Source organism: Enterococcus sp. AZ196 (assembly GCF_050498845.1).
Taxonomy (GTDB): Bacteria; Bacillota; Bacilli; order Lactobacillales; family Enterococcaceae; genus Enterococcus_A; species Enterococcus_A murrayae.
Map to the genome: position 1 here is coordinate 1,533,173 of NZ_JBIPAM010000001.1, position 20,311 is coordinate 1,553,483.

Genomic DNA, 20,311 nt, shown 5'->3' on the forward strand with positions numbered 1-20,311 from the left:
TTAACATACTACTATTTCTTGTCTATAACGTTTCCAGAACTGTGCGCAGCTCAGCAACCGAGACTTGTCCAGGGGCTGATGCTTTTTTCGCTGCCCCAAAGGTAGCTGACGAACCAAATGTCTTCCCAGAGACGCGGCTCACTACACCGAGCTCACCCATTGACATTGTGATCAATGGCCGATCAGCGTGTTGATGATACATCTCTTGCGTCGCATCCAGTAAGACAATAACATCATGGGCATTTTGCGGCATAACAGCGATTTTGCAAATATCCGCACCCTTTTTCTGCATCAGCTGCAGCCGTCGGATGATTTCTTCTTTGCTTGGTGTTTTATCAAAGTCGTGATTGCACATGATGATTTTCTTGCCTGCTTCATGTGCCTTTGCAACAAGCTCACTCACTTCATTTTCTGGCATGAACAGTTCAACATCCAGCAAATCCGGTGCACCATTCTCCAATAGTGTATGATACATCTCAAAATATTTTTGATCCTCTAGTGGACAAACGCCGCCTTCTTTGGCCGTCCGAAAAGTCATCAGCAGAGGTCTGCCCACAGCTGCTTTGACTTCTTTGGAGAATTCAGCTGTTTTGTTAAAATCCAAAATTTCTTCGAAGTGATCGATTCGCCATTCAACGATATCGCAATTGCTTTGAACGGCGATCTCTGCTTCCTGCAAAACATCTGCTCTCGTTTTGCCGACCAATGGTACGATGATCTTTGGCTGTCCTTCTCCAAGTGTTACGTTTTCGATTGTTACAGTCTTCATAGTTTGTCCCCGCGCTTTCTTAAAAATCTACTCTGCGGCCTTCTTCAGCTGATAAATATGCCGCGTAAATAATCTTGATTGTATCATAAGCCAAGTCTAAGTCAGATAGCGGTTGACGATTTTCTGCCACACATTCCGCAAAATCTTGGAATTGCGCTAAATAACCACGCAGGGTTTCTTCAGCGACGAATACTTTATTCCATCCTGTTTTATCTTGCAGCTGTTCCGAAATGTAGACATCCTCTAAATCATCCTGATCTAAGAAGTAAGTAGAAAGATTGTCTGCTGGAGTAATGTTATTCACTAACGCACTATCATTGGTATACACTTCTACATAGTTTTTCACTCCGCCTAAAGTATTGTCATTAGAAATTGAGATTGCTTTCGTTCCATCTGTAAAGGTGATGACCACTGTCGCAAAATCTTCTGTATCAATTGATTTAGCTGGGAAATAGCGCTTGTCATGCTCATTCAAACTTGGCGCAAGACGTCCTGTTTCAGCAACAACACTTTGAACCTCAATCTTTTCTCCGCGTGCCTTTGCTTCCGCCTGCTTCAAGAACAGCATGCCGCCGATTGGATGACTGCCTAAACGAATCAATGAACCGCCACCTGCTAGCGACCAATGAGCAGATGCTGGTGAAGTAGAAGAACGAATACTTTCCTCACCCTTCATGTACATGATTTTACTCTTCTTCGCTTCGATCATTTCTGCTGAACGCAGGATGTTTGGTGAATAAACATAGTTTTCCGCATACATGAATAAACGATCCGATGCTTCAAATTTTTGACGACATTCATCGATATCTGCTAATAATTTTTTATACATTTTCGCTTTTGGTACATTCAAACCGATTGGCTCTTCATCGCCTTCTTCTCCAAAGTAGCCAGTCAATGGCTTCTCGCAGATAACATGCTTGTTCGCATCCAATGCTTGGTAACACAAATCTAAGTGCGTCACTGGCGGTGTAATAATATCCACAACATCTACTTCTGGGTCTTCCAAGACTTCTTGATAGCTCGCCGCTACCTGTTCAATGATGTCCCATTTGTCGCATAATTGTTTTGCCCGCTCTTGATCATTGTCGAATACATATTTGATTCGCAAATTCACTCCGCTGACCTTGTTGTACGCGTTCGTATGGAAATTACCGGCAAAGCCTGCCCCAACCAATGCAATCGTTACTGTTTTCATTAATATTATTCCTCCATTTCAAGTTATAAAACGTTTTCTTTCTACACTACCAACTATAGAAACTTTCGATTGTGAAAACAATCTCATTTGTAGTTGATATTCATAACAAAAATGTTATACTTCTCTAAAAACGAGGAAAATCTCTATGAATATTCAAAATATTGAGGCCTTTTGCCGATTAGCTGAAGTAGAGCATTACGGAAAAGTAGCCGATGAATTAGGTATCGCTCAGCCATCCTTGAGCCGGATGATTCGCCGGATCGAAGACGAAGTAGGAGTGAATCTATTCAAGCCCAGCGGAAGAAATATCAAGCTGACTAAAATGGGCAGACTCTACTACCAGAAGGTGCGCAAAGGATTGGACGAGATCCAATCAGGAGCCGACACGATCAAAAATATCGTAGATCCATATTTTGGTTCCATCGATCTTGGTTTTATCTTCACCTTAGGGCCGGAGATCATTCCACAGCTGCTGAAGCAATTTCGCAGCGATCCAGAACGCTCCAACTACAAATTCAAATTTTGGCAGGGCAATACTCCCCGTCTGCTTGAACATGTAAAACACGAAACCTGCGATTACTCTATTTGTTCATATCTGAACAATGAGCCCGAAATTGAGTTCACCCATTTAATGGATCAGCCCTTAGTAGCGATCGTAGCAAAATCACATCCGTATGCAAAAAAAGAACAGGTCTCTCTGGCTGACCTTTCTAAGATACCGATGATTTTATGCCAAGACAAAACCTATTTTATAGAAAATCTTTTCAAAAAAGCCGATCTGCCGTTGAACATCGCCTGCCGCGTAGAGGAGGATCAGGCATTGGCTGGTTTGGTTTCGATTGATTTTGGCGGCGCGATCCTTCCTTACAATAACCTGATGTCCTTTCACGATATCGCCGTACTCACGTTTAAAGAGCCGCTATACCGCCCCGTTTATTTGGCAAAAAGAAAAGACGCGCAGCTGCCACCGGGAGCGCAAGTTTTCGAGAAATTTTTGAAGGAAAAGGATTTTACACTGACGATTTAAAAAGAGCTTATGATCGTTTTCATGGACTAACAGAACCTATAAAAAGCATAGAAGTTATCTGTTTACTCGCAGATAACCTCTATGCTTTTCTTCATTATTGATTTCAATAACGCTATTGTTCGTTTAAAACCGTCCAGCTGCCCGCTTTACTTTGGCCTGCCTTTTTCTCCGCTTCTACTGCTCGTGCGTAGACAACGGACATTTCTTCTGCAGAGTCGCAAGCAACCAGCTTTTCTACCCACTGCGCTTTCTCAGACATCGGCAGGTATCTGAGCTCATTGATTTTCCAGATAGAAGTCTCTAGGGTTTGAAAAAGTGATTTCTGTTTAGCATAGAGCTGCTGTTCACCCAATTCGATGACTTTTAGCAGCTTTCGAAGCTCTGCCTTATTCTTGCATTGAGCTGCTTGCTTTTGATAAACGGACTTGGTTTCGTCTGTTGTAAACGTTAATGATTTTATTTTTGCTTGAATCTCTTTTCGAAATGAAGACCCGCCCTTTTTCATTTTTCTCGCCACATTTCTTTTTAAAATAAACACTGAGACAAGGTCTCAGTGTTCAACTACTAAACAGCATATTTTTTCTTTAATAGAGCTGCTCCGGAAATGGTGATTAAGCCCAAGCCCATCAATACGGCAGCTAAGTTCTCAGCATCGCCTGTTTGTGGCAATTGTCCGCTAGTCGCAGGGACAGCCTTCTTGTATTCTTTGATGTAGATATTTTTTTGCTGCGAAATGAAAACATTGCTGCCAGTCACAGATAGAAGCGCATAGGCATCTTCATAGCCTTGCTGATAGCTGATGCTCATTCCAGCATTGTTGGCTTTCAGCTTGCCTGTTCTAGCATCGTTCGCTCCTGCTCGTAATCCAGCCAAACGATCCTCTGCCATTTTCAATGCGGCTTCATTCTTAGCTACTTCTGCTTTTGCGGCATCAACTTTTGCTTTCGCATCCGCCTTGACCGCTTCAAGATTTTTCTTAGCAGAAGCAACTGCTGCTTCGAGTTCTTCTGCCGCTTTTTCCGCGTCAGTCAATGCTTTTTGTGCTTCAGCAACTGCTTCTTGCTGTGTCTTCAATTTTGCTTCAGATTCTCGAATCGTCTCATTCGAAAAATCAATAACCAGCTGCTGTTCTTGCCGCACTGCATGATATTCCTTCTCTTTTTCTTCAAGCAGCAAGTTGGCTGTTTGGAATACTGATTCCGCTTTTTCAACAGCTTCTAAGCTTTTTGCAATAGCCGCTTCAGCCTTTTCGATAACTTCCTGCTGTTCGGCAGCGACAGTCGCCTTATTCACTTCCGCCTTGTTCATCTCAGCCAGCTTTTGTTCTTGATCGAGGTTTGCCGACTGAACCTTGTTTTCTGCTTCGGTAATCAATGCCTCTTTATTTGCCATCATTTCCTCCGCCGCAGCGATTTTTTCATTAGCTGCTTTGTTTGTTGCCTCTTGTTGAGTCACGCTCGCTTGATAAGCTGTTTCAGCTGCTGCGATTTCAGCAAGGGCTGCCTCTGCTTGAGCTTTAGCCGTAGAATAATTGGTTAATGCTTGTGCTGTTTCAGCCGCCAGTGTATTCTTCTCATCCTGTGAGTACTGCAGCATCGCCTGATATCCCGCTAATTTCGACTGTTCAGCAGCATAGCCAGCATCACCTGAATTCATACTTGCCAATAAAGCCTCTTGAACAGCGATCAAAGCCTCCGCATTGGAAATCTCTTGATTTAGCATTGGAAGCTTGCTTGCCTCTGCTGCTTCAGCCGTTTCATAAGCCGTTTTAGCTTGACTAGCTGCCGCTTCTAAAACAGGGTGATTTGCTTGTGCTTCGCCAGAACGAATCAATGCATCCTCTACCGCATGCTGCGCTGCTGCTTTTTCGTTATTCGCCTGATTGATCACATTTGGTTGATCATTGATTTCATTAATCCGCTCCGCTAGAGTATTTTCAGCAGCTTGTACCGCCGCTTCTGATTGCTCGAAGGCCGTTTTGCTTTGCTGATAATCTGCCTCCGCTTGATCGATTTTCGCTTGAGCCTGATCAATGATCGCTTGCTGCTTCGTTTGTTCTTCCTGATGAGCAGCAACCGTGTCGTTAACCTCCGCTTCCGCTTTTGCAGCCGCCTCTTTTGCAGCCAGGTAAGGCTCCTCTTTTTCTTTGATGCGTTTTTCAGCAGTTGCGATTTCAGCCTCAGCCATTGCCACGGTGTCATCGTGTCGAGCCTGAACCTCGGCTAATTTCTCCTGTTCCTTCTTCAACGTTTCTTTTGCAGTTACAGCTGTTGCTTCAGCCGCCTTTAAAGCTGCCTGCTGCGCAGCAACTTCTTTTTCAGCCCCAGCAATTTCCAGCTTAGCAGCAGCTTCCAATTTAGCCAGTGTATCATTCGCCGCCTGTAAATCCTGCTTCGCCTTTTCAACGGCTGAAATTGCCGCCTGTTCCAGCGCTTGATATTTGACCTCATCGAAGCTTCTTTGAACCTTCTGCTGTGTCGTTGCCGTCTGCTCTACTTGCTCCCCATGCGCTTGTAACGGGGCTGCCGCAACAGAACCCATTGTTGCTGAAACGACCAACGATTGAACCAAAACTTTCTTCTTCAAAATCACACTCTCCTTTAAATGTAAGTCTGGTTGTCTCATTCTCCGAATTCGAAAAGCATTAAGATACATATACCGATCAAAAACTCTTCATTTTCTTTCTTTTTTCATACAATCACTTACTGTCCATTGATTAATATAAGTAAAACTCAGAGAATTAACGATCGTTATTATATCCACCTTATTAATTCCATTATTTCTTTATAACAAAATGTTTTTTTAGCAACAAAAGGAATAAACAAAACGGATTCAATAACAACTATTATTATATCACCGTTCAATAAAATATAAAACCTTACTCGGTACTTTATTTGACATATTCTATAAAATTTCTTTTAAATAAATATTCAATAACTAAAAAAACAGTGATAGTTATTTATTTTAACATCCATTTAAAATATAGAATGTAACCAACATTTGTTTGTTATTACAAAAAATAACGCATTTTCCAGAAACGTTTCCAACATTTTTTCATTGAACTATTCCTACATTTTTACCAACTATATTCTAACCAGAATAAATAAACGTTATTTAAAATCTCTTATCAAAAAGAAATGAACGCCAGAATCAAATCTGACGTTCATTTCTTTTCACTTTTATGCAGCAATACCAATCATAATCCTCTATAAAGTAAATTTGATACATTCTTGATAATTATTTGATAGCAAATTGATTCTTTGATTTTAAAGTATCAGTGATGATTCAACCAGGTAATAGGTTGATGAATAGTAAACTGATCGGAGAAGCAAATGAAAATACAAAATTATCGGCAAATGGACTGCCTGAAATTTGCCGCAGCACTTATGGTTATATGTGTCCACACTCGCCACAATGCTAGTGAAGTTTGGTTTGACTTTTTTATTCAGAACATTCTTTGTCGAGTGGCTGTCCCCTTCTTCTTTATTAGCTCAGCATTTTTCATAAGAAAAAAATCATTGGAGGACGCTACTTATTTAAGAATGAAGCTAAACTCTCTCTTTAAGAATTATCTTTTTTGGAGCGTAGTATACATTCCGATTGGTCTTTTTTGGATCAATCAGAATATGGATTTAGATAAAATTCTCTATCCCTTCGTTCTGCTTTTCGGGATTTTTTATTGTGGTACCTACTATCATCTTTGGTACATACCAGCATTGCTGTTTTCACTGCTCGTTGTTACCAAACTTTTGTATCGCTTTTCCTATAAGATCGTCTTTGCTTTCTTAGGCTTTTTCTACCTTCTAGGAAGTCTAGAAACGTACTACAGTCTTATCCCTAACTCTGTAATGAAACATTTTTTTGATACATACATCAGTGTTCTTTTCACGACTAGAAATGGGTTCTTTTATGCACCAATCTTCATCGCCTGCGGCTTCTATATTTACGATAGCAAAGAAAAGCTGATTAAGTTAGGGCATTCGATTCGTTACTTATTACTACTGATGGTTCTTTTACTCATTGCTGAAGGATATTTTATCTTCAGATACTCCGATTATTTAGACTGTAATTTCTTATTGATGCTCGTCCCAGTCAGCTTTTTGTTATTCACATTAGGAATCCAAAGCACCATTCCCATCTCCTTTAAAACAAATAGAATCAGATTGCTGACACAATATTACTATTTCATTCATATTATAAGTATCGTTCTAATCGCTGAAATTGGTCATTATATGAATTGGAGATTTCTAGAAGAAGGGCTCTCAAGTTTTGCTTTCGCTGCTTTATTAACCCATTACTTGAGCCTACAGATCATAAGAATCAAAGAAAGTCCTTTATCCAAGACGGTGTGGAGCTTCTCCTTATTCGTATCCTTTTTTCTAACAGGCATACTCACAGCACTTCTCCTTCATTCAAAAGACTCGTATTCTCCTGTGCACTTAGAAGTGTACCCTTGCATGTTCATCTGTATTTTGATTTTTATATCACCAATAGTTGGTTCTATGAAGACTAGCACTTCTTTGAAGAAGACAATTTCTGGATAAGTGCTTGTATATTTTTTTCAATCACAGTGACTGTTAAAGCATAATCACTGTGATTGAAAACTTAGCCTTATAGCTAAATTAATGTCATGGAATCGCATTCTCTACCCTTTTTATCAGAATATCTAACATGGGCTTATTTTCAATTTAAGGTATAGTCACCGTTCGTATCTAATCCATTCAGTTTCAGCATAGCATCGAACTTTTCAATATCTTTAATCATTCCACTCGTTTTCAAATATTGAAAGAGATATGTGGCGCTTTCTTCGACGTGATTATTTTAATTTTATACTGACGGGAGAACGACCGCTAGACTATCTAATGCTTCCTAATACACCGTTTTCTCACTCGTTAAGCAAAAGAGTTCGCCTAACAAAGTTTTCGATTCCCTTTGGTCACTTGATTCGTCGATATCGAAAAACTTATTGGCTACATGTCTATAAAAAGCTTGATGCGAACGATTTTACGCTACTCGACTAGCTTTACAAAGACCGGATGAACCTTCATCTGGTCTTTTTTTGTTGTCTACTCATTAGTTAAGAAGTCAAAACTTTACATTATAACAAATAGCCGGATTCCTTTTCAAGTCACAAAATTGCACGTGACCCCTCAAATTTACCTGTTGACAGGCTATAAAGCCTATTCTTTCGTTTTAAACCTGCAAAATTGAGGGGTTGAGTGCAATTTTGCGGTTCGCATTCTTTTTCAAAATCGATTATCTTGTAGTCACCGGCCGGTACAAAAAATTTAAACACGGAGGAAATAAGAAATGATGCAAAAGTTAATTACAAAATTACAAGTGCAGCTCGCTGTACCTGGTGTAGAAAAATTAAAGAAAGTGACATTCCCAAATGTCGTAGACGAACCAAAGGAAGCAGAAATCATCGAACTAGGTGAGATCATGCGAGCGCTTGACCACGAAGATTCATTATTGGATGGCGTGATCATTACCAGCCAATCACGAGTAACGAAGAATTAGGAAACGGAGGAAAATAAGTTTGAAAATAAAAACACGCAATGATTCCTAAACAAAGGCACACCAAATAAGACTACCGTTTTTCGATTTTATTTAACGGAAGCTGCTGATTCATTCAAGAAGAATCAAATCAACTCGAGTTTGGAAGACTATCTATAATCGTATAGCCACGTTTCCTTAGGAGAGTCAAGGCTTGGGATTGTGTAAGAACTTTTTCTTCTTTCAAAGGTTTATCCTCCAGATAACCTTCGGCAGAATAAGGTTCCACTTTTGATAAGACGTTCCAGATAGCGGTCAGGAGCATCTTACAAAGTGCGATTATAGCCTTTTTATGTCCACGACTGGTTTTGATTCGGTGATAACGTTGTTTAAATTCAGGGTGTTCCTTTGATCTTAAAAGTGCATTCACTATTTGTACAAGGAGTGGTTTTAGGCATTGCCCCGCACGAGAAATCCGGGTCGATTTTACACGCTTATCACTTCGATCGTTTCTTGGACAGCAACCAGCCCAAGACACGAGGTGCTTTGATGTTGGAAACACCGACATATCTGGTCCAATCTCAGAAAGAATCGCAATGGCCGTCATAGGGTTCGCGTTAAGACCGGGTATGGTGCGAAGTAAGGTTAAAACGGGTGAGAAGGGGTCTGTAAGAACTTGAATTTCTTGATCAAGCTCTTTTATGTGTGTTTCGATTTCGTCAATGTGTTGGAGGCATTGGCGAAGCTTGATGGCTTGAGAAGCTGAGACAGCACCATCTACCGCTGCTTGGATTTCTTCAATGGGCGTTTTACACCGACCATGTATAAACGGTTGAACATCGAATGTTTCACCTGGATGATCCAACAGGTAGTAAATGATGGAGCTAGAGGACTTTCCAAAGACATCACTAAACACATCATCTAATTTAAGATTGGAAACGGTCAAACAGTTCAATGCACGATTTTTCTCACCTGTTTTCATATTGGTCAACTTCGAACGATAGCGAATGAGATCCCGAAGGTGGCGAATCTCAGGACTAGGAATAAAACTCGGCTTGATCATGTCGCACATAAATAGATCACAAATCCATTTGGCATCTTTGCGATCCGTTTTATTCCCTTTCTGAGGCTTCGTGTATTTCGGGTGAGCCAAAGTAACAAAACAAGTTTTCTCAAGAATATTAAACACAGGAATCCAATACTTGCCGGAAGATTCCATACAAACGTCTCTACATTCATATTTGGCAAGCCATTCAGCTAAGTCCTTTAACCCTTTGGTAAAAGAAGAGAAGCGAGCTTGCTTATATTCTGTACGACTATTTGCATCAGTAATTCCGATACAAGCATAGATCCAAGTTTTGTGGACATCGAGGCCACAACAATTTTTACGAAAGATTTTGAACATAGAGTACCTCCCTAAAAACCAATTACAGGTTTGGCAGGGACTGGTCATCCGGCGAAATCGAGTCAACTTCGGAAGAGATAAGTTTACGGGCTACGGGTTTGCGCCATTCATTGATGCCTTAACGGATGACCGACACCATATAGAAATGCGGGGTCACCGCTATACAGCCCCGCCACTCACCTCCTCGGGTTCTGTAGTATACCAGGGACCTGTAAGGAAAGCGTATCACGAAAATAAAACAAAGAAAGGTGCTTTGAGGTTTTTCATAACCCCATTGGTGCCTTTCGTAGGAAGGCAGGATTATAGAAATGAAAAAATTAGTAGCAATCTTTAAAACCAGCACAGGACGTTCGCAAACGTGGAGTTATCCAACTCCCGGCGAAGGAAAAGCGCCTGAGGAAATTAGAGGATTCTTGGAACGGCTGACGATGTTAAGCCTATTCAAAAAGGACGACGAAAAACTTTTCAACCAAGTCGTCAGCGCAAAGTACGTCGAAACTGTTGAAACGATTATCTTTTAAGCATAGAAAATTGAGGAGCCGCGGCATTGATGCCGCTCTCCTCTAATCATAAAAGGAGGACATGATCCATGAATGAACAAACACTAACTTGCCGACAATTGTTTAATTTAACACCAAAAACACTAGAAAAACGAATTACTGAATACTATTACCAAACTCAAAATAGCAGCCTAACGATCAAATACATCTTAACGTTACGTGTAAGACACCAGCTCGGTGCGGAGGAGTTTGCCTTCATTCTGAAGGATCTTGTCCGTGAGATTTTTATGAATACCAAAGCTACTCGCACCATGAAGCGCTTCTTTTATTACTTTCAAGATTACTTTATGGCACCTGAATGGCGCTCATTAGCTGCAAGAGTATTTCCTGTCCGTAACTTTGGCGAAAAGGCCATCTCACTTGTCCGTTCTCTTATTGCAAAAGTCCGTCCTACAGAAACAAACGAACCTTGATAAGTTTTTACCTACGCAGAAAACTAATTTAGAAAGGAAAGCAGAACAATGACCCATGATTTAGTCACGACCTTTACCAACGGTCTAGGCAAAGAACACGACTGGACCTATAAAAATGTGAATGCCGATTTGCCTGTTGAACAGATCAAAGAAGCTTGCGAACTACTGACTCAATTGGATATTTTTGAAAAAAATGGCGTAAAACTATTTGATACTGTTGTCACGGCAAAGTTCGTCACCACGTACGAAACCGATATTTTTGATGTGGAGAATGATCCAGCAGCTCCTTCTGAACAACTTTGTAAAGAAGCTGCACCAAAAAATGATGTAGAGGATTCATCTAAAGAATCGAGTAAAGAAGAAAAAACAACTGAACCGTCTTTTAAAGAGGAAAAAATGTCTACCTCTTCAATTAAGCTGGATGATTCTTCATTCACTCCTGTCAAAGCAGGAAGAAGCTACGACTATTTGTACAATTCCTCAAGAATGGCGCTTGAACAGGCATTGGAAGGACCCGCAGAAGCAAAAAGTAATCACCTTTCATTAATACTAAAAAATCAAACAAGTGGATTAAAGCACACAATCGATGATAATGATTCTTCTGCCAGCGTCCCTACACCTTCTGCAACAGCGCAAACTGAGGAAAAGGAACAACTCAGCACACGAAAAAGGTTTCTTTCCTGGCTTCGGCGAAAGAAAAATCGAAACAAGGATGACCCGGATAGCCATTCACACGATCCAGATGTGTTCCGCTAAATTCTGCCTTTCTCTAACTAAATACGCGTAGGTATTACCCGCTCATGTCTGTCGCCAGCCTCCACTTTTGAGAGGAGGTGATGCACCTTGAGCGAGCTGATTCGATATGTCCTCGCTCCGCTCTTTGTGGGGCTGATTATCGCCCTCGTCAACCATTGGTTGAGTGGGCGTGATCCATGACGACTGAACACAAATACACCTGCGATTTTTGATCGCAGGTGTTGAGTTGATAGGTTTATTTGTCATGTCTATTGTCGATGGGCTCGTTCATCCTTGTTAACCATATCAGTAATCTCGAGAGCAATGCTGCTATATATTTAGAGGTTTCAATAATCTGTTATCTTAGACTACTAAGTAAGATTACTAATAGTTCATTTCAATTGAAAATTTGATTAGCCTTCTTTTCTATAATTCGAATTAAGACAGGCTACCTTTACTATGGAATAATGGGACTTGTTTGCGATCTAATTTGATTCTAACGAGCATGGCCCGATACAAACAAAAGAGCCAGCAACGGTTGATGTTAACACCAAAAGCTGCTGACTAATCAATTCTAACAATAAACTTATCTGTAAGTATTACTGTTTCTTGCTTCTATTGAAACAACTGAGAGATTACTATTAAAGCTATATTTTATTCCAACTAAAGAATGTTCTGCCTCTCTATCTTTGAGCGTTCAACTCCCAAATAATCCCAAACTTATCTTCAATTTTGGTGTATAAAGAATCCCAAAAAGTCTCCTCAAGTCTTGTAATACTCTTGGAACCAGTTGCTAACATTTTTTCTTCAAGAAGCTTTATGTCAGTATCCTTTTCGATCTCAAGCCATATGCTAATTAGAGAGCTTTCAGAGTGCTTATCTTTACTTTTCTTTTCAAGAAAATCATTTGCAAGAAAAACACTTTCCCCAAGTTTAAAACTAGCATGAGCAATACAATCTTTCCGATTTTCATCCTCCATATACTCCACATCTTCAAATGTAGATTTTTCTAGAATTTCAGCTCCGAAAATATCGACATAATAATTTAATGCATCATTGCACTCGTCATAAAAGTATAAGTAAGGAGTTCCTGTTTTAATCATTTATCCACCTCCATTCAATAATTACTTTATCACCCCACAGACAAATAATATTATTCTAGATTGTGTTCTTTAAACAGGAGATTAAAAGTTTTCCCACATTAACTAATATTGGTGGGTCTTCTGGTATTGGTTTTCTCAGCGTAATAGTATAACTATTGCCAGAGCATTTTGGGAAAAATAATCTTCCATCTTCTTTCCCTCTTAGACTGCTGTCTAAATTAAAGTAAGATAGAATATTATTAGAGCGGTTTATAGCACAAGATAATAAATAATATTCTCCACTTGGAATATTTTTCAATCTGTTTCCCATTAAATTTTTAGTAGCTAATCCAGAAATAGGCATATGATTCGGTATGAGTGTACGGAAAAGTCCAATAAATATTATCCCCTTCTCGAAATCATCAGGTACTTCAATATTTACTGTACAAAAGGAATTGTCCTCTTCTTGGAACCATTCTATCGACTTAACCTTATCATTATTCTCAAAATCTTTAATATCATAAAAAAGTTCATTCATTTCAGTTTTGTACTCTCTAGGAGAACTACCTGTATATTTTTTAAACGTATTCGTAAAACTCCCACTGCTTTCAAAACCTGAATGTTCTTGTAGGTCTATTACTCTTTTACCTTCATCGAATTCAATAATCGCCTTTTCAACTTTTAAACTAGAGAGGAATTCAACAACACTGAATCCATTTATTTCCTTAAATTTCCTACTAAAATGATGCTTATCATAACCAAAATGAGCTGCAATTTCTTCACTTGTCATTTTTCTGCTAACAGCTTCTTCTGAAATGAAAGAAAGTATTTCAGGCATCTTACTTTTCATTTTTCTCCCCCCCCCTCAAAACACTTCTTTCTAAATCATATCAATAAACTACTTATTCTTAAAGAGAACGAGGTTTTCAATAGCATTACAACAGTTTAATAGGCAAGGAAATTCTTGAAATCCCCATACACTTGTATGATAGATGCCTGATAAAATCAGATTTTAGAATAGTAGAAAACGATTGAAACGCCCATCAAAAATAGATTGATTATCATTTTAAAAAAAAGTAGTCACTAACCAATAAAGACACACACCAAAAATTGGAGTGTGCCTGGTAATCTTTGATATAAAACGGCTCAATGCTTTATGAATCATGAAGCTTCACAAGCTTCTTTAAATACTAATACTTAATTTAAGAAAAAAGCAGCCATTTCACTCCAAAAATAGTTACTGGTTCGACTATAGTTGCTATCGGATTGTTCATCTTTACTAAAATTCATGAAAGCTTTTCGCCTGAACTTTCTCATTCAAAACCTTCTTGTTGACCATATCAGTAATCTCAAGAGCACTGATGATCACTTCACCATTGTAACTCTGATCCCGATCATAAATCATGCCGGGAATCACCTGACAAAGCAAATCGCGATTGCAATGATAGTGAAGCGTATTTTTTGGAGACCAATATGGGATGTCTACGTGAAAATCAAAGGAACCTAATGATCTTTGGTTATCCTTCGCTTGTGCAACTAAGCTGATTTTGAATTCGGGACCCGAGGCTTCTCCATATGGAGTAATTACTTCAAAAACAGCTTTACTTTTAGCCGGAATACTTGTAGGAAATGAAACAATAGAGTTTCGCGCACAAACATACTTACTTACTAACTTTAAATCCTGATTCGTTGTATTCATGACAGTTAATTTAGCAGTCCATGGTGCCATAGTATACTCCTCCTCCCTTTTACTAGCCTTAGAAATAAGCCAATTCTTTATTACATACTAAGCATACCATGATAATTACTGATAAAAGAACAAAAATAAGATGCCATTATTTTATATTTTATAAAAAAAAAGAATATTCAGCGTTCAACAACAGCAGATATCCATTAAATTCATCAATATTAAGAATATATGCCTCGTAATTTCCTTAAAACTAGGAATATGAACGCTTCTCTGTTTGATCATTCCTATTACTTCCATATTTAAATAACATGAATCCTACGCATTAATGTCTAGTATTACACTGCTTCTGAAACATCTATGGATATTGTAATCGGACTGATATTGATACGTTCTGATTTTTATCCTTTATTTTTTTCTTTATGAGTGCTGTCCTGTGGTTCCACAGCAGTTCTAAAGCAGTTGGTGCGTCTCAATATTGACGATTGCAGTAACTGCATGAGTAGTTGCTATCTTACCCTTAATCATGTAAAAGTACTTTTCCGTAATAAGTTAGAAGATACCCATAGGCACCACCTCCTAGTAGCCTCCGCCATAAACTTATTACTTCGCCAGCATATCATAAACACATTCTTCACTCTCAAACAAAATTATCAGTTTGGATTTAAATGGCGTTTTCCTTCTATAAATAAATGCAACATAAATACCTTGTTGCAAGCATTATGTTGCGTTCATAAAGCACGAAACAAAAAGCGGCCAAAGGAAAAACACGCTTTCCTTAGAGCCGCAAGAGATAGAGCTGTTTTAGCGAATGTAACACAATCCGTTTCCTACGATTAGTCAAGAATTAAATTATTAAAACCATAAGTTTTTTTCTTTGGTAAAATTTAGGCATACTAAATGAACCTCTGGTTTTTTCTTTTTTCCGGAGGAAGAAGTTATAATTGTTTAACTTACTGAATCATAGAACTCGCATACGAATAATCGTATAATACTCCATTGGAAATCATGGAGTGAAGACATTTTAGTAGTTTATTCATGCAAGCTACCACAGCAACTTTATCTTTTTTAGGAACAGGTTGTCTCCTTAGCTTATAGTAATAATCAACAATATGATTCGGAACAGAATGCTGGGTTTTAATCCTATTTCTAACAATAATAAATAGGATTTTTCTCCCTTTGGGATTTCCCCTTTTGTTTGTGTTACATTCGTGAATTTCAAAATCTACTATTATAAGAAAGAACCTTATTTAATCAAATGCCTGACTATTTACAATATACTCTTCTCCATCCACTTCAAAAAGATAATAGGAGTGCCCATAAATAGAAACAACTTTTTCGGTAACTGGAACGGTCTTATTTATAAATTTATTGCTAGATGTTGTACCAACATATGGATCTCTTGGAGCTAAAGATAGTTTATACAAATTATAATTTCCAGTTATTTCAACAGTCTGATCAACAAAAGTAACGCCTGAAATCTTTCCAGCAGGTGAATCTAGGAAGATTGATGCAATTTGATTAGATCGATGATTATTCAGGTAATAGATTTTCTCCCTATTATTAAGGACATTTAGTACCGCATATTTGTTAAATAAAGGAACACTAGGAAGTATTCCCTTAGAAATGGAATCTGCTGCTTTTTGTGCTGCAATTAGCATCTCTTGATTGTTGGTAGTTAGAGCATCGTATAAATCAGCCATTACGCCTCCATTATCATGTTTAAGACCTAAAATGTGTCCCATTTCATGTCGAATAGTTGAAACAAGCTGTACATACCCTGGCGTTCCTTTTCCAGATAGTGAATCACTCAAAGCAACATTGTTCAAAAAAATTCTGTTTGTACTATTCCCCCAACCATATCCAGAATAGCCCATATCTGCATACGAATCACCATCCGTGGGCTGTAGAACTAAGTCAACTTTGTCATCTGTTGCGTTTATACTAGACTTTTCAACAATTACTGATCTTCCTATCGCTTTATTCCACGACTGTGCTGCTTCATTTACTGCTTCCTGATAATTTTCTCCCAGTAGGAATGAGTCATAAATGATTGTGCCATATTCATTAATACAAGTGGTTGTGCCGTATGCTAAACCAGGATAGTAATAATCAACAATAGGTGTCTTTGATATATTAACTGATTTCGCCTCGACACTTACATTTTCAATAAAACAGAAAGAACTAAACAAGAGAATGAAACCAATTTTACAGATTTTTTTCATTTTTTTCTTCCTCCTTTAAACCCAGCAATTTGATCGTATTCAAATAACTCCAAAAGTCTTTCTCCCAGCAATCTCTTATTGAAAGATGCTCCCAAGGCATCGAATTTTTATCAAATTCAACAAAGTGTCGAACCTTTACATTCTCTCTAGCTCTTTCAATTTCTAAAAACTTAAGAGGGTTAACATTTTTTGCCCAATCAAATAACCAATGATCATCCTTCTGATAATTGTATTCATAAGGTAACAACTCAACACTTTTCTCACAAAAAATATTTAGAATAGTTTGATCTAAATACAAGTATTCATTCGTATTTATCATACTCACTATGTCTTCTGGGCGTATCAGGTCATTGAATATAGCCACATTAAATAAAATAACTCCGGAATTAAAGTAATTCTTCATGGTTCTTACTCCAAAGTATTTAAAACTATCCTCTGTGGCGCTTACAACCGAGAAGTAGAAGTCTCTAACTGCAGCAATTGCTTTTTCATCCGGTATCAAATCAAAAAAATTCGAAACATCATCATACACAATAGTATCATTATCCAAATATAGAATATGTTCATAATTACTAAAATATGAAGGAAGAAATAATCGCCACAATGTGACTTCAGGAAAACGTGTATTACTATAATTTTTTATTTGTTTAGTTATTTCGGGTGGATACCAAATATTAATAGACACATTCATTTTTCCATAAAGCTTAGAAATATTTTTCAGTTTCAATATTTCTTCATTTCTTAATTCATTTACAACTACTAATATGTCAAGATGCATAACATCTTGATAATGTTCTATAATCGATGCAATAGATACGGCTGCTAGTTGAATATGTGGTCCTGTAACGCAATAAGCGACTGCTCTTTTCCTCATAACTCACACCCAAATCTTTTTTAGTATTTACTATTACTTCTGAGCAAAGATAGCTTAATCAAGTGAGATCAAGCTGAAATCCCTTTCAGAACATATTTTACCGTAAATCATTTGAATTTTGGATTTTAATCCCAATATTGGGATTAAACGAATTAATAAGTATTAATAATTTATAACGGTACTTTACTAGTAATTTTAATATTTGAAAACGCAAAAAAAGAATGTAACTAAATCTGTTTGTGTGACATTCAGATTTCCAAGATTTTCGATTTATTCACCACTTTTTTTATGCTGCCAGGAACTCAAAAATATCAGACTTTCCATTTTTGAACAACTCTATTGTTGCTGGTTCGATCCAATGATTACTCCCAAATAATTAAAACAGGATAGGGCATTAGACAGGCCTCTTAGCCACCCTGGAGCTTATCATTTCTGCGATCTCATCGAGTTACTAGAAATGTACTGGGCCAGTACAATAATCGGAACTGGGCAAAAAAGGCACAAAAAAAGGGGCACACCGAAGTGGCTCCTCTTCCCGAAAGTATCCCATTTCTATTTGTTTTTTTTGGTTCAAAGTCGACGCTCAAAAAGCAAGAAAATGCGGTAGACGAGCACGTACAAATAACGCCAAATTTAAAAAAATATTTACCTTTTCCCATTTTTCCCATCAAACTTCAGTCGAATTAAGGAAGGAAATACTGGAATTATTTCTCATAAAGTCTTCAAGCTTGCCTTATTTTTATCAACACCTCACTGATTTACCTTTGGTCCATATATTTTTTATTTCCACTCCACATGGTACCACCCAACTTTAATATCAGAATAATTATCAGTTTAGTCACTTGTGATACGGTTCTTCTAACTTAATTCTGAATAAATCAAAAATATTATCGAAACTATATTGATAAGCGGAAGAATGAAGTCATTTAGAATAAATTTTATTATCGTGATAATGAATGATACCCATTTATTATTCTGAGGCTGTCTCTTGCTTTAAACGTACTTTATTCTATAGAATAATAAGGTTCGAATTCGAAATAAAGTCCCTTTCGAAATTAGTGTACTTTATCTAATAAAACCTGTTAAATCAGTGGTTATGGTTACTTCAGCGGCATCAGCATGATTTGTCAAACTAGCAACAGACAAAGTACAAGTACCAATAACGGTCGCCAATTAACATACATATACATGGAAATCTTTTTGACATTTTTATATCCTTCTTAAGCTAGTCACATTTTGGGAGGGTAACTATAACTCTTACGAGATGAATAGCTATAGCTATAAAAATAGACAGCACGCTGAGAATCCGCTCACTGGATCTACATATTCTTCGTAACAAAAAAGAAATAGTTTTTTATAGCATTTACCTCTTCTATTTTTTGATAAAATAGGAATAGACGGTTTACACTAAAGAACCAATAGGAGAGATACTAATAATTATGAAAACACTTTATTTAATGAGACACGGACAAACACTCTTCAATCTAAGAGGTAAAATTCAAGGAGCTTGCGATTCCCCCCTCACCGAAAAAGGAATAGAGCAAGCGAAAATTGCCAGAGATTATTTCAGCAATCATGGGATAACCTTTGATTCTGTCTATTCATCAACACAAGAGAGAGCGGTCGATACCGCAGAAATAGTTTGTGACTATAAAAATGTCACACGATTAAAAGGTGTGAAAGAATGGAATTTTGGTATTTTTGAAAGTGAAAGTGAGCAATTGAATCCCAAGGTTAAAGCAGGCGAAACTTCCTACGGTGATTTTTTTGTGGATTATGGTGGAGAGTCTGGTGATCAAGTACAAAATAGGATGAATACAACGTTACTTGAAGTGATGGAGCAGGAAGAGCATCAAAATATTTTATGTGTGAGTCACGGCGGCTCCATGTACCGATTCATTCAGAAATGGCTATCGCAAGAACAAATTGAAACGATCAAATTTACAAACTGCTGCATCTTAAAATTTGAGTATTCAAATGGGCAGTTCCTATTTCAAGAATCGATCAGTCAAGAGGATTAATCGATCAAAAAAAAAGCGGACAGAAAGGGGGAGTTTCTGTCCGCTATTTTCGTGTATTGAAGCACTGTTGCCTCATGGATTTCACTACTTTTGTTTATTTTTTCCTCTTCCATCCTACAATTGCCGCGACGATTATCACTAATCCTGCAATAACCATTCCTGTTCCTTGCAGCATGCCGGTTGGCGGATACTTCTTGGCACTCGTGGTTGAGGAGCGGACTATTGGTTTGCTTAATGTTGATAATGGAATGGCTTTGCTTGTAGTCACTGGCTGCAAGCCAGCGATGTCCTGTTCCAAATTCTTCAAAACCTCTTGCGCCTTCGTCTCATCCATCTCCGCTTTTGGCAATAATAACACCGTTTCTTTAGTTTGTTGTGGAGTGTCTTCTGAAAATTCTATGAATGTACTGGACTCAGGTATTTTTGTCGATGGTTCGAAGTTCTCTTCTGCTTGACTGCTGGATTCTTGCGCTGTGACGGTGTCTTCTATCGCCATTGCTTGGATCGCTGGCAAGAGATAGCCCGAACACAAGAAAAAGCAACTTGTCGCTACACGGATCAGTTGCCTTTGCAGGTTCTTCTTCGAAAGTTGACGGTGCCTGTTATCATTGGATACTGATGGATTCACCTTCTCTTTTTTCATCACGTTCACTCCTTCTATAGTTTCATTATAAAAGATTATCTGAGGAATAATTTTTTTTGCAGGAAGTTCCTTTCCCATAAATTGACGATTCGATAAATTAATTGGGCAAAGAATCGTGTATAAAAACTTCATCAGCTAAGACACGCCAAAAAGCGCAGCAAAAGCTAACTTATCGTTTC

General features: G+C 38.1%; 19 protein-coding genes and 1 pseudogene. 8 read left to right on the top strand and 12 right to left on the bottom strand.

Annotated elements, in window-relative coordinates; genetic code table 11:
- Positions 1–22: 22 nt before the first annotated feature.
- Positions 23–769, bottom strand: coding sequence for a type I 3-dehydroquinate dehydratase (gene aroD / locus IGI67_RS07460; protein WP_429957283.1), 747 nt, complete (start codon positions 767–769; stop codon positions 23–25).
- 19 nt (positions 770–788) lie between these two features.
- Positions 789–1,964 carry a Gfo/Idh/MocA family protein gene (locus IGI67_RS07465; RefSeq protein ID WP_207110264.1) on the bottom strand — a complete coding sequence of 392 codons (1,176 nt, stop codon included), beginning with the start codon at positions 1,962–1,964 and terminating at the stop codon, positions 789–791.
- A 145-nt stretch (positions 1,965–2,109) separates the two neighbouring features.
- On the opposite strand from IGI67_RS07465, the gene IGI67_RS07470 reads away from it, so the two are divergent.
- Positions 2,110–2,991: a LysR family transcriptional regulator gene (locus tag IGI67_RS07470; protein ID WP_429957284.1), complete on the top strand. Its 882-nt coding sequence runs from the start codon at positions 2,110–2,112 to the stop codon at positions 2,989–2,991.
- Between the two features lie 112 nt (positions 2,992–3,103).
- On the opposite strand, the gene IGI67_RS07475 is transcribed toward IGI67_RS07470, so the two are convergent.
- On the bottom strand, positions 3,104–3,496 hold the full coding sequence (locus tag IGI67_RS07475) for a hypothetical protein (protein WP_429957285.1): 393 nt from the start codon (positions 3,494–3,496) through the stop codon (positions 3,104–3,106).
- Between the two features lie 59 nt (positions 3,497–3,555).
- Positions 3,556–5,577 carry an LPXTG cell wall anchor domain-containing protein gene (locus tag IGI67_RS07480; RefSeq protein ID WP_429957286.1) on the bottom strand — a complete coding sequence of 674 codons (2,022 nt, stop codon included), beginning with the start codon at positions 5,575–5,577 and terminating at the stop codon, positions 3,556–3,558.
- A gap of 746 nt (positions 5,578–6,323) precedes the next feature.
- Between IGI67_RS07480 and IGI67_RS07485 the strand changes: the two genes are divergently transcribed.
- Positions 6,324–7,535: an acyltransferase family protein gene (locus IGI67_RS07485; RefSeq protein WP_429957287.1), complete on the top strand. Its 1,212-nt coding sequence runs from the start codon at positions 6,324–6,326 to the stop codon at positions 7,533–7,535.
- Positions 7,536–8,301: 766 nt separating this feature from the next.
- Entirely contained in the window at positions 8,302–8,511 is a 210-nt protein-coding gene (locus IGI67_RS07490; RefSeq protein ID WP_429957288.1) for a hypothetical protein, read from the top strand.
- A gap of 127 nt (positions 8,512–8,638) precedes the next feature.
- On the opposite strand, the gene IGI67_RS07495 is transcribed toward IGI67_RS07490, so the two are convergent.
- On the bottom strand, positions 8,639–9,892 hold the full coding sequence (locus IGI67_RS07495; RefSeq protein WP_429957289.1) for an IS110 family transposase: 1,254 nt from the start codon (positions 9,890–9,892) through the stop codon (positions 8,639–8,641).
- Between the two features lie 308 nt (positions 9,893–10,200).
- On the opposite strand from IGI67_RS07495, the gene IGI67_RS07500 reads away from it, so the two are divergent.
- The 4 genes from IGI67_RS07500 (at position 10,201) to IGI67_RS07515 (ending at position 11,801) form a co-directional block, all read left to right on the top strand.
- Entirely contained in the window at positions 10,201–10,413 is a 213-nt protein-coding gene (locus IGI67_RS07500) for a DUF2922 family protein (RefSeq protein WP_429957290.1), read from the top strand.
- 68 nt (positions 10,414–10,481) lie between these two features.
- A complete protein-coding gene (locus IGI67_RS07505) occupies positions 10,482–10,865 on the top strand; it encodes a hypothetical protein (protein ID WP_429957291.1) in 384 nt (127 codons plus the stop codon).
- Between the two features lie 48 nt (positions 10,866–10,913).
- Positions 10,914–11,621 carry a DUF2922 domain-containing protein gene (locus tag IGI67_RS07510; protein ID WP_429957292.1) on the top strand — a complete coding sequence of 236 codons (708 nt, stop codon included), beginning with the start codon at positions 10,914–10,916 and terminating at the stop codon, positions 11,619–11,621.
- A gap of 87 nt (positions 11,622–11,708) precedes the next feature.
- Positions 11,709–11,801: a type I toxin-antitoxin system Fst family toxin gene (locus IGI67_RS07515; RefSeq protein WP_111945260.1), complete on the top strand. Its 93-nt coding sequence runs from the start codon at positions 11,709–11,711 to the stop codon at positions 11,799–11,801.
- 482 nt (positions 11,802–12,283) lie between these two features.
- Here IGI67_RS07515 and IGI67_RS07520 read toward each other — a convergent pair whose 3' ends face one another.
- The 6 genes and pseudogenes from IGI67_RS07520 to IGI67_RS07545 form a co-directional block, all read right to left on the bottom strand.
- The gene (locus IGI67_RS07520) at positions 12,284–12,703 is read right to left on the bottom strand and encodes a VOC family protein (protein WP_429957293.1); all 420 of its coding nucleotides are present in this window, start codon (positions 12,701–12,703) and stop codon (positions 12,284–12,286) included.
- 55 nt (positions 12,704–12,758) lie between these two features.
- Complete coding sequence (locus IGI67_RS07525; protein WP_429957294.1) at positions 12,759–13,532, bottom strand: helix-turn-helix domain-containing protein; 774 nt, start codon at positions 13,530–13,532, stop codon at positions 12,759–12,761.
- A gap of 429 nt (positions 13,533–13,961) precedes the next feature.
- On the bottom strand, positions 13,962–14,411 hold the full coding sequence (locus IGI67_RS07530) for a hypothetical protein (RefSeq protein ID WP_429957295.1): 450 nt from the start codon (positions 14,409–14,411) through the stop codon (positions 13,962–13,964).
- Positions 14,412–15,322: 911 nt separating this feature from the next.
- A pseudogene (locus IGI67_RS07535) lies at positions 15,323–15,568 on the bottom strand (IS110 family transposase); the annotation flags it as partial.
- A gap of 51 nt (positions 15,569–15,619) precedes the next feature.
- Positions 15,620–16,594 (bottom strand): matrixin family metalloprotease, encoded by a 975-nt coding sequence (locus tag IGI67_RS07540; RefSeq protein WP_429957296.1) that lies wholly within the window; start codon positions 16,592–16,594, stop codon positions 15,620–15,622.
- Positions 16,578–17,468 carry a glycosyltransferase family 8 protein gene (locus IGI67_RS07545; protein ID WP_429957297.1) on the bottom strand — a complete coding sequence of 297 codons (891 nt, stop codon included), beginning with the start codon at positions 17,466–17,468 and terminating at the stop codon, positions 16,578–16,580. The genes IGI67_RS07540 and IGI67_RS07545 overlap by 17 nt, the downstream gene beginning before the upstream one ends.
- A gap of 1,433 nt (positions 17,469–18,901) precedes the next feature.
- Here IGI67_RS07545 and IGI67_RS07550 point away from each other — a divergent pair.
- Positions 18,902–19,489: a histidine phosphatase family protein gene (locus IGI67_RS07550; RefSeq protein ID WP_429958621.1), complete on the top strand. Its 588-nt coding sequence runs from the start codon at positions 18,902–18,904 to the stop codon at positions 19,487–19,489.
- A 94-nt stretch (positions 19,490–19,583) separates the two neighbouring features.
- Here IGI67_RS07550 and IGI67_RS07555 read toward each other — a convergent pair whose 3' ends face one another.
- Positions 19,584–20,132 (bottom strand): hypothetical protein, encoded by a 549-nt coding sequence (locus IGI67_RS07555; protein WP_429957298.1) that lies wholly within the window; start codon positions 20,130–20,132, stop codon positions 19,584–19,586.
- Positions 20,133–20,311 lie beyond the last annotated feature (179 nt).

Coding starts and splice junctions, on each gene's coding strand:
- aroD (WP_429957283.1), bottom strand. CDS start 769: ATGAAGACTGTAACAATCGAAAACGTAACACTTGGAGAAGGACAGCCA.
- IGI67_RS07465 (WP_207110264.1), bottom strand. CDS start 1,964: ATGAAAACAGTAACGATTGCATTGGTTGGGGCAGGCTTTGCCGGTAAT.
- IGI67_RS07470 (WP_429957284.1), top strand. CDS start 2,110: ATGAATATTCAAAATATTGAGGCCTTTTGCCGATTAGCTGAAGTAGAG.
- IGI67_RS07475 (WP_429957285.1), bottom strand. CDS start 3,496: ATGAAAAAGGGCGGGTCTTCATTTCGAAAAGAGATTCAAGCAAAAATA.
- IGI67_RS07485 (WP_429957287.1), top strand. CDS start 6,324: ATGAAAATACAAAATTATCGGCAAATGGACTGCCTGAAATTTGCCGCA.
- IGI67_RS07490 (WP_429957288.1), top strand. CDS start 8,302: ATGATGCAAAAGTTAATTACAAAATTACAAGTGCAGCTCGCTGTACCT.
- IGI67_RS07495 (WP_429957289.1), bottom strand. CDS start 9,892: ATGTTCAAAATCTTTCGTAAAAATTGTTGTGGCCTCGATGTCCACAAA.
- IGI67_RS07500 (WP_429957290.1), top strand. CDS start 10,201: ATGAAAAAATTAGTAGCAATCTTTAAAACCAGCACAGGACGTTCGCAA.
- IGI67_RS07505 (WP_429957291.1), top strand. CDS start 10,482: ATGAATGAACAAACACTAACTTGCCGACAATTGTTTAATTTAACACCA.
- IGI67_RS07510 (WP_429957292.1), top strand. CDS start 10,914: ATGACCCATGATTTAGTCACGACCTTTACCAACGGTCTAGGCAAAGAA.
- IGI67_RS07520 (WP_429957293.1), bottom strand. CDS start 12,703: ATGATTAAAACAGGAACTCCTTACTTATACTTTTATGACGAGTGCAAT.
- IGI67_RS07525 (WP_429957294.1), bottom strand. CDS start 13,532: ATGAAAAGTAAGATGCCTGAAATACTTTCTTTCATTTCAGAAGAAGCT.
- IGI67_RS07530 (WP_429957295.1), bottom strand. CDS start 14,411: ATGGCACCATGGACTGCTAAATTAACTGTCATGAATACAACGAATCAG.
- IGI67_RS07540 (WP_429957296.1), bottom strand. CDS start 16,594: ATGAAAAAAATCTGTAAAATTGGTTTCATTCTCTTGTTTAGTTCTTTC.
- IGI67_RS07545 (WP_429957297.1), bottom strand. CDS start 17,468: ATGAGGAAAAGAGCAGTCGCTTATTGCGTTACAGGACCACATATTCAA.
- IGI67_RS07555 (WP_429957298.1), bottom strand. CDS start 20,132: ATGAAAAAAGAGAAGGTGAATCCATCAGTATCCAATGATAACAGGCAC.